Source organism: Bifidobacterium moukalabense DSM 27321, from assembly GCF_000522505.1.
In the GTDB taxonomy this organism is placed as follows: Bacteria; Actinomycetota; Actinomycetes; order Actinomycetales; family Bifidobacteriaceae; genus Bifidobacterium; species Bifidobacterium moukalabense.
The window spans coordinates 301,778-315,542 of sequence record NZ_AZMV01000007.1 but is presented as its reverse complement, the minus strand read 5'-3'; the positions used below and the strand labels follow the sequence as shown (position 1 = coordinate 315,542).

General features: G+C 59.2%; 9 protein-coding genes and 1 pseudogene. 3 read left to right on the top strand and 7 right to left on the bottom strand.

Annotated features, from left to right (window positions below; translation table 11 throughout):
• Nucleotides 1–40 precede the first annotated feature (40 nt).
• The 3 genes and pseudogenes from BMOU_RS07575 to BMOU_RS07565 form a co-directional block, all read right to left on the bottom strand.
• Nucleotides 41–1,054 carry a glycoside hydrolase family 43 protein gene (locus BMOU_RS07575; protein ID WP_034876380.1) on the bottom strand — a complete coding sequence of 338 codons (1,014 nt, stop codon included), beginning with the start codon at nt 1,052–1,054 and terminating at the stop codon, nt 41–43.
• Nucleotides 1,055–1,238: 184 nt separating this feature from the next.
• The gene (locus tag BMOU_RS07570) at nt 1,239–2,312 is read right to left on the bottom strand and encodes a LacI family DNA-binding transcriptional regulator (protein ID WP_034876378.1); all 1,074 of its coding nucleotides are present in this window, start codon (nt 2,310–2,312) and stop codon (nt 1,239–1,241) included.
• A gap of 94 nt (nt 2,313–2,406) precedes the next feature.
• Nucleotides 2,407–4,522 (bottom strand): annotated as a pseudogene (locus BMOU_RS07565) (family 43 glycosylhydrolase).
• A 35-nt stretch (nt 4,523–4,557) separates the two neighbouring features.
• Here BMOU_RS07565 and BMOU_RS07560 point away from each other — a divergent pair.
• A complete protein-coding gene (locus BMOU_RS07560) occupies nt 4,558–6,183 on the top strand; it encodes a glycoside hydrolase family 43 protein (RefSeq protein ID WP_034876376.1) in 1,626 nt (541 codons plus the stop codon).
• 123 nt (nt 6,184–6,306) lie between these two features.
• Here BMOU_RS07560 and leuA read toward each other — a convergent pair whose 3' ends face one another.
• A complete protein-coding gene (gene leuA, locus BMOU_RS07555; protein ID WP_034876373.1) occupies nt 6,307–8,217 on the bottom strand; it encodes a 2-isopropylmalate synthase in 1,911 nt (636 codons plus the stop codon).
• 187 nt (nt 8,218–8,404) lie between these two features.
• Here leuA and BMOU_RS07550 point away from each other — a divergent pair, with 187 nt between their 5' ends.
• Nucleotides 8,405–9,919: a metallophosphoesterase family protein gene (locus BMOU_RS07550; protein ID WP_034876370.1), complete on the top strand. Its 1,515-nt coding sequence runs from the start codon at nt 8,405–8,407 to the stop codon at nt 9,917–9,919.
• 102 nt (nt 9,920–10,021) lie between these two features.
• On the opposite strand, the gene BMOU_RS07545 is transcribed toward BMOU_RS07550, so the two are convergent.
• Nucleotides 10,022–10,642, bottom strand: coding sequence for a DUF5701 family protein (locus BMOU_RS07545; protein ID WP_034876367.1), 621 nt, complete (start codon nt 10,640–10,642; stop codon nt 10,022–10,024).
• A gap of 197 nt (nt 10,643–10,839) precedes the next feature.
• On the opposite strand from BMOU_RS07545, the gene asd reads away from it, so the two are divergent.
• A complete protein-coding gene (gene asd / locus BMOU_RS07540) occupies nt 10,840–11,934 on the top strand; it encodes an aspartate-semialdehyde dehydrogenase (protein ID WP_034876365.1) in 1,095 nt (364 codons plus the stop codon).
• A 399-nt stretch (nt 11,935–12,333) separates the two neighbouring features.
• Here the strand turns inward: asd and BMOU_RS07535 are convergent, their stop codons facing one another.
• Nucleotides 12,334–12,897, bottom strand: coding sequence for an ACT domain-containing protein (locus BMOU_RS07535; protein ID WP_034876362.1), 564 nt, complete (start codon nt 12,895–12,897; stop codon nt 12,334–12,336).
• A gap of 33 nt (nt 12,898–12,930) precedes the next feature.
• A complete protein-coding gene (locus tag BMOU_RS07530; protein WP_034876359.1) occupies nt 12,931–13,692 on the bottom strand; it encodes an aspartate kinase in 762 nt (253 codons plus the stop codon).
• Nucleotides 13,693–13,765 lie beyond the last annotated feature (73 nt).

Here is a 13,765-nt window from a genome sequence, read left to right as displayed (position 1 = left end):
ATTTCCGCCGCTTACAACGGCGAACATAACGTTTTCGGCGTTATTCGGCGGGGGTTCCGGCGAGCGGGCCGCCGTCGGCCGGCAGCACGTCGGTGGCGGTCGGGGTCCACAGGTCGTCGGCTTGCGGAACGCCGAAATCAGGACCGTCTTCCGTCCACCTCACCACACCCACACGGGCGTGACGGTTCGGGTCGAACAACGGATCACCCTTGATCTCGGTATAGTTGCGGCAGTGGTAGACCATCAGGTCCTCGGCGCCGTCCTCCGACTTGGTAAAGGAGTTATGCCCCGGACCATACTGGCCGTTCTCGGCGCAGGTCTTGAACACCGGCACCGGGCTCTTCGCCCAGGAAGCCCTATCCAGCAGATCGGCCCCTCGCTCCGCGGTCAACAGACCCACGGCATACGGAACGCCGGTGCCGGAAGCGGAATAGGTGAGATAGATCTTGTTCCCATGAAACAGGAAGGCCGGCCCCTCGTTGACGAGGAAATCGACGCATTCCCAGTCGTATTCCGGCTTGGTGAGCATGACCGGCTCGGTCTCGAGCGTCCACGGATTGGACATCTTGGCGATATACAGATTGGAGTTGCCCTCGATCTCCGGATCCTTCTGAGCCCACACCAAATACTGCACGCCGTCGATCACCGCGGTGGTGGCGTCAAGGGAAAAGGAGTCGATCGGGGTGACGATCCGGCCCTTTTCCACCCAGTTGTCGGAAGTGGGGTCGTCATCGGTGTTCTCCAGCACGAACATGCGGTGCGTCGGCAGACCAGAAGCCTCGAAATCCGTTGCGGCGCCGGCGAAGTAGATGTACCATGCGCCGTTGATGCGATGCAGTTCCGGAGCCCAGATGTAGATGCTCGCCGGACCGGATTCATGCTTGCGCCACACCACGGTCTCAGGAGCTTTCTGCAGGTCGTTGATGTTCGATGCGTGACGGATGGCGATGCAGTTGTACTCAGGATCGGAGCCGGTGAAGTAGTATTCGCCGTCGACCTTGAGCACCCAGGGATCTGCACGCTGAAGCACGATCGGATTGTTATAAACAGCCATGTTTAGTCCTTTTCAATCCGCTGTTCCAGTATTTACAACGTTGAATATACCATTCTTACAACGTTGTACAAAATTGAGGTGCACAGGACGGAGTGTTGCGGAAGGAGGCCAGCGGATAACGAAAATTACAAATGCGGCAAAGGCCGATTGCCGACATGGCAACCGGCCTCATCGCACAAAACACTCAGACGACCAGGGATTCCTGAGGAAGTTTGGTGGATTGGCGCACCACGAGTGATGAAGCGACCTTACGGAACACCTTCTGGCCCGGACGGTCCGGATTCGGATCACGGCCATCGATACGCTCCTTCAATACCTTGACTGACAGCCGGGCAACCGCCTCAAGTCCTGGTGCGATCGACGTCAGCGCCGGTGAGAGATACTGGGAGTCATCGGAATTATCGAAGCCGACCACGGAGATGTCGTCCGGAATACGCAGACCACGCATCTGAATCGTATGCATCGCGCCAGAGGCCAGCATGTCGTTCAGCGCAACAACGCCATCCACCTCAACGCCGGAATCCAATAATTGGGTCATTGCCTCGACACCGTTGCTACGATGCCAAAAACCGGCGGGAGACTCGAGATGCGGATCAAACTCAAGACCAGCCTCCTCCAACGCCTCCTTGTAGCCACGTAGGCGCAAAGCTGCGGAGCCAATCTCCTCGCCGGGATGCGTACCGAGCACGGCCACCTTGCGGCAGCCTGTCTTAAGCAGGTACTGCGTGGCACGTTTCGCGCCCTCGACGTTCTCGGTGGCGATATGGTCGAAACGATCCGTAAACACTCGTTCGCCGACAAGCACCATCGGATAGTCGAGCTTCAAGTCCTTGATATCATCCAAACCAAGCTGCAGCGGGCTGTAGATCAGCCCATCCATCATGGATTGCTGGGAACCGAGCAAGGCATCGAATTCGCCCTCACGCGAATACTGCGTCGGCTCAACGATCACACGCAGTCCATTCTTCTTGGCCTCCTCGATGACCAACGACGACAGTTGCGCGAAATACGGCATCTGCAGATCCGGAATCGCCAAACCTATGATGCCCGTCTGTCCCCTGCGCAGATTACGCGCGGACACGTTGACGGTGTAGCCCAACTCCTCAATGGCCTTGTTCACTTTGTCGCGCGTGACCTGCGACACGAATTCATAGTCGTTGACCACATTCGACACGGTCTTAATCGACACACCAGCCACTTTGGCCACTTCACGCATGGTTACGACATGTTCGCCATTAACGCCCTTTTGTTTTGGCATGGGCCTCCCCTTTCAAACGTTTTCACGGGCAATCATCACCAGATACGCTCCGCCACTTCACCTGCCGAATGATGCGCCTTTGCAGCAGGCAGAATCAGTCAGCGTTGGAGACGTTGATTTGCATCGTTATACAAGCATAGTCCGGATTGAGCTCTTCCGCAGTCTGCATATCCAGAATCGGCATACCTTCAACGGACCAGTGCACACGGCGCACCTGGGCGTCTCGCCCACCGTACCGGCCGTTCTCATACTCTGCGCTATGGAACACGTAGATGAGGTTGCCATCCTCGTCGTGAGACCACATGCCGTGGCCTGTACCGAGCTGCCACTGACCGTTATACAGACCGGATTTCTGCAAAGGATAGTCAAGCTTTGTCCAGTTGGCAGGGTCGGTCAGGTCGACGCCTTGACCCGCCGGAGCCGTTACCAAGCCGGTCGTGTAGTCGATGCCGACCAGTGATCCTGAGTAAATCAGGTAGATTTTGCCGTCACGTATGAAAGCGTTCGGGCCTTCGGCAATCATGTTGTCCCAAGCGAACTCCGGCACGATTATCTGCGCTGGCGTACTGGTGAGCCTGGCCGGATTCGCCGGATCGAAGCTTGCGATCCAGATGCTGCCGACCTGTTGCCATGCGTAGTACCAGCGCCCAGAATCGACAACGACGGTCATATCGAGCGAAATACGCTGAATCGGGTTGAGCATTCCGCCGTCCGAGTTCAAAATCGGCTGAGGAATAGTCCAGTTCTCCGGCTCGCGTGGGTCGAAATCCGTGCCATCGGAATGCTGCCTGAGCTGCATGATGTGGCAGCTACCCGTCCACATGTCCGGCTTGTCGGCGCGATTGTTCGGTGCGCCATCCAGATTAGTGGCCTCCCCATCGAAACATGGCATGAACAGAATCGAAAGCCTGCCACCGATGACATGTAATTCCGGCGCCCAGAAGCAGCCGGTCATCTCGCGGCCTTCGGAATTCAGGTCGCCGCATTTGAGCAGGTCAATCTCCCTGTCTCGCCCGCCCTCTGCGTCGGAGAGCTCCTCGATGGAATCGGCAACGCGCAGTGGCATATGGGTGGCGCCATTATTCGGATCGATGCAATTGCCATCGGTATCATCGGTGGCGATGAACATGAACATTGGCCTGCCATTGAAATTCCATGCGAATATTGACGGGTCAGCACGCTCCACGGCGAAAGGCACCGGGTAGACGGCCTGACGGATCCTGCCTTCAACCGTGCGGGATTCGCCGGCGTGCAGTCTGCCTTTCGAGGCTTCCTCCGCAATGGACTCAAACTGTTCTTGGTTCCAGTCCACAACGCGAGTAGCGGTGGAACCGTCACTGTAGGCAAGCTCGGCACGAGTACGAGTCAATGCCATGACAGCGCTTCTGGCGTCTTCGCCACGTGTTCGGGCATTAATTTTTTTGCGGCGCCACAGTGGCTGCAACATTATATACACGGCCAAAGCGCGCAATCAGGCGCTTGGCTTCAGTCTCAGTGATCGAGATGACATTGCCCGGAACGGCATTCGGAATGCCGCAATCGTAGGGAGAGCGACTCTCTGTCACTTGCACGTCCTCCATAATGTCCAACGGCTCACCGGAACGCACGGCCGCGATGATATCCTCCGTCACCGCGGAATACGAACGGCCATCATCGCCCGTAAAAGAGATTACATAGCGCGCGGTAACCGCGTCGAACGTGACGGACGGGCGATTGACGCCCTTCCTCGTATGCAATGTCACCAGCCCCAACTGAATGAAAGAGGTCAGGTCGCGGCTGACGGCCAATAGAAATGCCGACCTTTCCGACCCGTCCGGCCCTCCTCCGCGGGCGATGCGAGTTGCGGCAATCGCAAAACTCCCATCTTTCAAACGGAACAGGAATGGATTGCGCAGTGACTTCAACGTGATATCAAGACCCGGCATCACCGCACCATGGGCCACAGCATCAGAGGCGGAACATGATTCGTCAAACAGGTCCACGCCGAAGTTCGAAGCCGCGCTGCAAGCACGACGGGATTTTGCCGTCGCACAGGAAACCGGCATGCCTGCGGCGAAGAAAATGCCATAATTCTCGTTCAGCGGCTCCCACTGGCCGGTGATGTGGGACCGCAGCGCAAGGTGCATGCTGTAGGCGATATCTTCGTTATTCGCCTCTTCACGACCGGTAGCTTCACGCGTGTAGCACAGCAGGGAATAGTTGGCCGACATGGGATGCCCCTTCAGTAGACAATTCATTTACAACGATGTACTATAACGCATGTTACAACGTTGTACAAATCGACATCATTGTCAAGCCGGGAAGGGAAAAGTCCAAAATGATCCTCAGAATCCGCAGAATCGCAGCGGCGATCATTGCTTCAGCAATGCTGTTGGGCACCGCAGCGGGCTGCTCAGGAACCAACTCTGGAGAGAAGCCAATCGTGAATAAGGTATCCGATATCAAACGCGGCTCGTCGCATGACCCATCCATCGTCGAAGCGGACGGCAAATATTACATCTTCGGCTCACATCGTGCCTGGTTGAAAAGCAGTGATCTAGTAAACTGGGAATCGTTCACCAACAATCTGAGCAGCGATTACAAGAAGATCCTCGGAGATTTCTGGGAGGAATGGCCCAAGCAACCGGCTAACTCCGACCTGACCGGTAACATGTGGGCACCGGACGTCATCTACAACAAAGCCATGAAGAAATGGTGCATGTACATGTCGGTCAACGGCATCAATTACAAATCCGCGATCGTGCTGCTCACCGCCGACACGATTGAGGGGGATTGGACACTCGTCGGACCAGTGGTCTATTCCGGTTTTCGAGACGACACCGTAACCAAAACCGATGTACCGAAGGTGCTCGGCAGTAGCGAAGTGCCGACACGCTACCTCTCCCCCGGGGATACGGAGATCAACGCCATCGACCCAAGTGTCAAATATGACGACGACGGCAGTCTCTGGATGACTTTCGGCTCCTGGTTCGGCGGACTGTGGGCGCTGAAACTCGACGTATCGACCGGCCTTCGCGACTACACCACCACCTACGAAACCGTCAAAGACGAAACCGATCAATACTACGGCATCAAAATCGCAGGCGGGCACGGCAATTCCGGCGAAGGTTCCTACATCATAAAGCGGGGCGACTACTGGTACCTGTTCGTCTCCTACGGCGCACTACAACAGCAGGGCGGATATCAGATCCGCGAATTCCGCTCAAAAAACATCACCGGCCCATACGTGGACGAAGACGGCAACAATGCGGTCTCCACCGAAACCATCGGCAGCAACTGGACCCTCAAGACCGGAATCAGGCTCATGGGTTCAGTGGAATGGAGCGGCACCGACAACGCCAACATCGAAGTGGCACAGGGGCACAACTCTGCGTTCGTGGACGAAGACGGTACCGCGTACGTGGTGTACCACACCCGCTTCTCCAACCGCAATGAGGAGCATGAGGTACGCGTACGCGAACTGCTTACCACCGCTGACGGCTGGCTCGTGGCCGCACCATATGAATACACCGGAGTGAAAGCCGACGCCAAGGGCTATCAGGAAAGCCAGCTAACCGGTGAATACGAATTCGTGGTACACGATCCGACCACATTCTTCCAAGGCGTCAACGGCACCGCGAAAGACAGTAAGTATCCGTACAAAGGCGTCGACGAGCCCATCACCATCAAGCTGGAAAGCGGCGGCAAGGTGAGCGGCGACAAAACCGGCACCTGGAGCTTCAGCAAGGACTCCAACCAGATGATCATCACCGTCGACGGCACCGAATACCAAGGTAACTTCGCCCAGCTACCTCGCGAAACCGACCTCAAATCGGTCATGACGTTCACCGCAATCGGCGGCAACACATGCGTATGGGGCTCACAGGTCTGATCCCCTGAACCAAACCGGCCACAATCAAAGCCAGCCAACAACAGCGGGGCTTCCGGAGCGTTTCCGGAAGCCCCGCCTACATTACGAGCTTTAAGCCCCGCCTGGCCTTATACCCACCAGAGTTCAGCGCTCGGAACGGTTGATGGCCGAGATGATGGCCTTCAGCGAGCTGGTCACGATGGAGGTGTCGATGCCGACACCCCACACGATCTGCGTGTCATCCTCCTCGCCGATCTGGCATTCCACGTAGGAGGCGGCCATGGCGTCGGTGCCGACGGACATGGTGTGCTCCACGTAATCCATGATGGAGGCGGTGATGCCAAAGTTGCTGATGGCGTTGAGGAACGCGGCGATCGGGCCGTTGCCCATGCCGGAGACCTCACGCTCGATCGGCTCGTCTACGCCGACGTTCACGCCACGGTCGAGAATCCTGGCCTTGAGCACGGTGTCGGAGCCATCCTCACCGGAAGAGACGGACACCTTGAGCAGCTTCAGGCGGCCCCACTGCTCGAGGGACTCGTCCTTGCTGTCACCGACCACAACACCCGCGGCGGTGGCGCCGGACTCCTCAACCGGCAGGTACTCGTCCTTGAACAGACGCCAGATATCCTCGTCCTTGACTTCCTTCTTGGTCTCATCGGCATAGGCCTGCACGACCCTGTCGAACTCGACCTGCAGACGCTTCGGCAGATCAAGGTTGTGATTGGCCTTGAGCAGGTAGGCCATGCCGCCCTTGCCGGACTGGGAGTTCACTCGGATGATGGCCTCGTAGGTGCGGCCGATGTCCTTCGGATCGATCGGCAGGTACGGCACGAGCCACACGAAGCTGTCCAGATCGGCGCCGGCACGGTCGGCGGCCACCTGACGGGCCTCAAGACCCTTCTTGATGGCGTCCTGATGCGAGCCGGAGAACGCGGTGAACACGAAGTTGCCGGCGTACGGGTGACGCTCGGAGACCTTGAGCTGGTTGCAGTATTCGACCGTCTTGCGGATTTCCGGCACGTTGGAGTAGTCGATCTGCGGATCGATGCCCTGGGTCAGGAAGTTCAGGCCCAAAGTGACCAGATCGACGTTGCCGGTACGCTCGCCGTTGCCGAGCAGGCAGCCCTCCACGCGATCAGCGCCGGCCAGCACGGCCAGCTCGGTGGCGGCCACGCCCATGCCCCCGTCGTTATGCGGATGCAGGGAAAGCACCACTGCGTCGCGCGGCACGAGATTGTTGGATACGTACTCCACCTCGTCGGCGAATACGTTCGGCGTGGTCATCTCCACCGTTGCCGGCAGGTTGATGATCATCGGATGCTCCGGCGTCGGCTTGATCACGTCGATCACCGCATTGCACACCTCGACGGCGTACTCCGGCTCGGTGCCGGTGAAGGATTCCGGGGAATACTCGTAGTACAGGTCGATGCCCTCGGCCTCGCCTTCAAGCTCCTTGCACAGGGCCGCCGCATCAGTGGCGAGCTTCTTGATGCCGGCCTTGTCCTTGCGGAACACGACCTCGCGCTGCAGCACGGATACGGAATTGTAGAAGTGCACGACGGCGCGCTTGGCGCCCTTGAGGCATTCGTAAGTCTTGCGAATCAGATGTTCGCGGGCCTGGGTGAGCACGACGATGGTCACATCGTCCGGAATGAGCTCACGCTCGATGAGCATGCGGATGAAGTCATAATCGGTTTCGGAAGCCGACGGGAAGCCGACCTCGATCTCTTTGAAGCCCATCGACACGAGCAGATTCCAGAAACGCAGCTTACGTTCGGAATCCATCGGGTTGACGAGGGCCTGGTTGCCGTCACGAAGATCGACGGAGCACCAACGCGGTGCACGCTGCAGTCGCTTGCCCGGCCACGTACGCTCCGGGAAATCAAACGGCACCTGCTTATCGTATGCGACGTACTTGTTGTACGGCATCCTGCTGGGCTTTTGCGGAGCTCCAATGAAACGCGCCGGAGGCAGCAGCGGGTCATTGTTCCCTCCGTTGGACGCCGCGGCGATTGCCGCGAGATCAAATACTGAAGATTGACCCTGACCCATCACTCCTCCTTATCTTTGATGTCGCCGGCCCCTTGCCGGCTCGATTGTTACGTGCGTGTAACTTTTTCGCACTGCGGTTAATCCTAGCGGCAATGGACCCCATAAATCATCGATATTTCGGGATATGACAGCGATTTTGAAACCACTTTCACCCCATATCCAGATTTGCCGCATTACAGTAAACATCATGACACTGCGTTTCAACAGCGACGGCAGCTTCCGTGTGCTGCAGCTGGCCGATATCCAGGATGGTCCGAGCGTGCACAAAGACACGATTCGACTCATCGAAGCCGCCATTCGCGAAGCGCATCCCGACCTGATCGTGCTCACCGGCGACCAGATCCGCGGATATGATCCGGCATATATCGACACGTTCCTGCGTCGTCGCGGCGAACAGCCGGGAACGCACGTACGTGCGGTGACCGAACTCGAGGCGAAGCTGCGAGGCGTCAAACGACATCCGCTGTCAAAGGCACTGCTGAACACGCAACCGGTCGACGACAACTGGACCATCGACGGCATCGGCACGGACTCGCCGAAGCTCGTGAGACGCAGCGGCAACGGCACGAAATCAAAACTGGAATCGTGGGCGCAATCCATCAACAGCGCCACCATGGGCACACTGTTCGAAGAGGCCCGGCAGAAAGTACGTGACACCTTCGCCGCCTTCCTGGGACCCGCATTGGAAGAGCGAATCCCGTTCGCGGCGACCTACGGCAATCATGATTTCCAATGCGGCGTACTCGCCGACGATCAGGATGACATCTATCGCGAATTTTCCGGATGCTTGAATCCTTTGGCCGGATCCTCCCCACTGGCATTGGAGCCGGGCACGTTCGCGCTGCCCATCGAAGCCTCCGACGGATCGGGACGCATCGCGATGAGCGTGATGATGGTCAATTCCGGGGATTACGCGGAGCACCCCTCCGACGCCGAAAGCATCGGCCACGAATCAATCGCCTCATACGCGAGATACGCCTCAAACTCCCGGGGCTGGGATCTGGCCGATTCCGACGGCTACGGCACGCCATCGCCGGAGGCGATCGAATGGCTGCGAACCGTGCAGCACGAGCTCGGGGTCCGCAACGGCGACGGTCGCGCAGTGCCGGCTATCGCATTCCAGCACATTCCGCCGCAGGAGTTCTACGACTGCCTGAAAGAGGTGCCGGCATACACGCCGAACGCCGTGGAGGGCGCGCGCGAGTTTGCGGGGCACTGCTATGTACTGAATCATGACGTATGCCGACCAGGTTCACGTCTCGGCGAGGCGATCGGCTGTGCGGATGAGAACGTGGGCGAAGTGCAGGCCTTGCGCGAGGCCGGCGGCTATTTCGCGCTGTTCTGCGGGCATGATCACAAGAACGCATTCGTCGGGCATGTGCACGACATCGACCTGGGCTATGCGCCGACCTGCGGATTCGAGTCCTACGGCCCGAAGTCAAGGCTGCGCGGCATCCGCCTGTTCGAATTCAATGAACGCAATCCCCAGGGCTATGTGACACGTATGCTCACATGGGGCGATCTGGTCGGCCGCTACTCTAGCAACGAGGTACGCGTGTTCTTCGAGGACCACTGCGTAACCGATCTCATCGGCATCCGCAACGAGCTACGCCGCCCGCAGGTGCTGGCCACCCTGATCGGCGTGGGCTCGATGGGCCTCGCCGCGCTGGCCCATGCCGCGTTCAAGCTGTTTCGGCGGTAGCGGACCGTTCATCCCCCATGCGCAATGACCCTGGCATGCTATCTGGCCGCGGTGTGAACGTTCATGAGGATGCCCTCGCTCCTGTTGAACGGCTTGGAGCCATCAGCGGAACAGACTCACGCCTCGACGGGCCACGCAGTAGGCGTTGCCTAGCCAGGTATGGCGGGAGTTCGGCCAGACCGCGCCCAATCGCGGGGCGTTCTGGCTCATCCAGATGCTGGGTACGCGGCCGTCGGCGCTACGCGAGCCGAGCAGATTGAAGCCGTTCTTCTCCAACAGCCATTCCGGGTGCTGGGTGGCGATTGCAAGGCCTTCCTCCAACGTGAGGGGCAGGCGTTCATCGGAATCGATGAGCTTGCGCGCCACGTCCGGCTCACGATTGATATAGCAGGTGCCGGTATGCGGCTCAAGCACCAGATAGAACGGCCCCTCCGGCGGCTCGAAACCGTCCTGGGGCAGGAAGCTGGCGATGTCTCGCGGAGGCATGGTGGTGAAACCGGCCATACGGTTGATCGATGTACGGGCGATCAACGATTCGGGTGAAACCAGCTCGCGCGTAGGAATCAGCAGAATGTCGGCGCCCAGATCGGAATCCTCCAGCGCACGGATGAGCGGGCGCGCCAGCGCACGGAACGCGCCCGCGGACATGTCGGCCACGTCCGGGTAGCCCAATGCCACGATTCGATCCAGCTGCTTCTGCGCTTCTTCTGATGCTTTCGACATGCTTTCCAGTGTACGCAGGGCACGCGAGCGGGCAAACCGAACGCCGGACCAGCATGCGGAAGGCAAAAGGGTGTTGTTCCGGTGATTTCGTAAGATTGAACAACGCGTGTGGCCGCCCACGGGGTCGATTGGGCCGAATGGCCGGCCCGGGCGTACATCAATACGAAAAACCATCCAGCAATAAGCGAGAGGTTGTTATGTCCGAAAAGATTAAGGTCGGCATTCTCGGCGCTACGGGCATGGTCGGACAGCGCTTCGTTACGCTGCTCGAGAACCATCCGTGGTTCGAATTGGTCACCCTTGCCGCATCTGCGCACAGCGCCGGCAAGACCTACGAGGAGGCCATCGGCGGTCGCTGGAAGATGGAAACCCCGATGCCCGAGTTCGTCAGGAACATGGTCGTCAGGAACGTGGCCGACGTCGAGAATGTGGTCAAGGACGTCGATTTCGTGTTCTCCGCGGTGAACATGCCGAAGGACGAGATCCGCGCGATCGAAGAGGAGTACGCGAAGACCGAGACTCCGGTCGTGTCCAACAACAGCGCCCACCGCTGGACCCCTGACGTGCCGATGGTCGTGCCGGAAATCAATCCGGAGCATTACGAGGTGATCGAACACCAGCGCAGGCGTCTGGGCACCAAGCATGGCTTCATCGCGGTCAAGCCGAACTGCTCCATCCAGGCCTACACGCCGGCGCTCGCCGCGTGGCAGGAGTTCGAGCCGCACGAGGTCATCGTGAGCACCTATCAGGCCATCTCCGGCGCGGGCAAGACGTTTAATGACTGGCCGGAAATGCTGGGCAACATCATTCCGTTCATCTCCGGAGAAGAGGCGAAATCCGAGAAGGAGCCGCTCAAGGTCTTCGGTCATGTGGACGATGAAAAGGGCGAGATCGTGCCGTTCGACGGTCCGCTGCGCATCACCTCGCAGTGCATCCGCGTGCCTGTGCTCAACGGCCACACCGCCACCGTGTTCATCAACTTCGGCAAGAATCCGACCAAGGAAGAGCTTATCGACCGCTTGGTGAACTACACCAGCAAGGCCGCCGAGCTTGGCCTGCCGCATGCCCCGAAGCAGTTCATCCAGTACCTGACCGAGGACGATCGCCCGCAGGTCAGGAAGGATGTGGACTACGAAGGTGGCATGGGTATCTCCATTGGTCGTCTGCGCGAGGATTCCATCTTCGATTGGAAGTTCGTGGGACTGGCGCACAACACCTTGCGCGGCGCAGCCGGAGGCGCGTTGGAAAGCGCCGAGATGCTCAAGGCGCTCGGCTACATCACCAAGAAGTGATTCCACGGCCTCGCCCCTGCCGATGAGTGGCCGGCGGCAATGACGACTGGGGGTTCCTATCGGACGCATCCGGTAGGAACCCCCCAGTCGCATGTTCGGACGATGCCTTGGCGTATGCGTGCGATACATGATTCGCGAGATGAGTTTTTCTGGAGAATCGTGTGTGATCGGCATGATGGTCCGAGACCGATTCGCCCAATCTTCATACCCCCTAAAATTGCAATGCCCCTCCAGGATGGCCATCCGGAAGGGTCAAGGGGGTATTTGTGGCGGAACTCCAAAACACGATTCGCAAATAAGGCGGGTTTTCGTACATCGTGCACGAAAACCCGCCTTATCACGAGGCTTGGAAGACCAAGGAAGCCGCCGTACCCGCAAAGGTCGCGGGATCCACCCGGCTCAGCGGCCGGTGCCGCCGTAGACCACGGCCTCCACCTGATCGGAATCCAGACCGTAGGCGGTATGCAGTGCCTTGACGGCGTCATTGAGCTGCTCGAGCGGCACGAGCGCCGCGATGCGGATTTCGGATGTGGAGATCATCAGCACGTTCACGCCCTTGTCGCTCAGTGCATTGAAGAACTTGGCGGCCAGGCCGGAATGGGTCTTCATGCCCACGCCCACCACGGCGACCTTGCCCACATTGGCGTCGATGTCGAAGGACTGGTAGCCCAACTCGTCCTGCTTCTCCTGCAGCACCTCCTGTACCTTGGCCGCAGCGGTGCCCGGCACGGTGAAGGAGATATCGGCGGTGCCGGTGGAGGCGGAGGCCTGCACGATCATGTCGACGTTCACACCGGCCTCGGCCAGCATGGTGAACACCTTGGCGGCCATGCCCGGCTCGTTCGGCACGCGACGCACGGTGGCCAGCGACTCGGTGCTGTCATGCGCGACACCGGAGATGATCGGCACTTCCGGCCCCAGGTCGGGGAACAGGTCGCCCAAGGACTTGTTGTTTTCGCTCATTGTTCTTACCTTTGACTCAGATGATTTCGATGTTCAGATGTTCGGCAGGTTGCGCGGATCGACGCCTTCCGGCACGATCAGCGTGCCACGACGGTGCGAGAAGGAGCTGCGCACGTGCAACGGCATGTTGAAGCGCTGTGCGTATTCCACGCAGCGCAGGGCAAGCACCTTGGAACCGCAGGACGACATCTCCAGCATCGACTCGTAGTCGATGACCGGAATGCGGCGGGCGGTCGGAACGATGCGCGGGTCGGCGGTGAAGACGCCGTCGACATCGGTGTAGATCTCGCACACGTCGGCCTCCAGCGCCACCGCCAGCGCCACCGCGGACGTATCGGAACCGCCACGGCCGAGCGTGGTGGCGTCGCCGCCCTCGTTCACGCCCTGGAAGCCGGCCACGATGGCCACGGAGCCGAGGCCGAGCGCACGGCGCACACGATCGGGTTTCACGGCCTTGATGTGTGCGGTGCCGAATTGGGCATCGGTCATGAAACCGGCCTGGGAACCGGTGAAGGAATATGCATGTGAGCCGGCCGCATGAATCGCCATCGCGAGCAAACTCATCGAAATACGCTCGCCTGCGGTCATCAGCATATCCATCTCGCGCGCCGGCGGGTTGGAGTCGATGCTGAGCGCCTGGTCGATCAGGTCGTCGGTGGTGTCGCCCATGGCGGAGACCACGACGGCCACATCGTTACCGGCGTTCTTCGTTTCGATGATGCGTCGGGCTACGCGCTTGATCGATTCCGGGTCGGCCACGGAGGAACCGCCATACTTCTGCACGATAAGAGCCACAACTATCCAATCTTCTCAGTGTGTTGCCTGCTTGTGATTCTAGGCAAGTGGCACGATTATATGAGAATTCCGA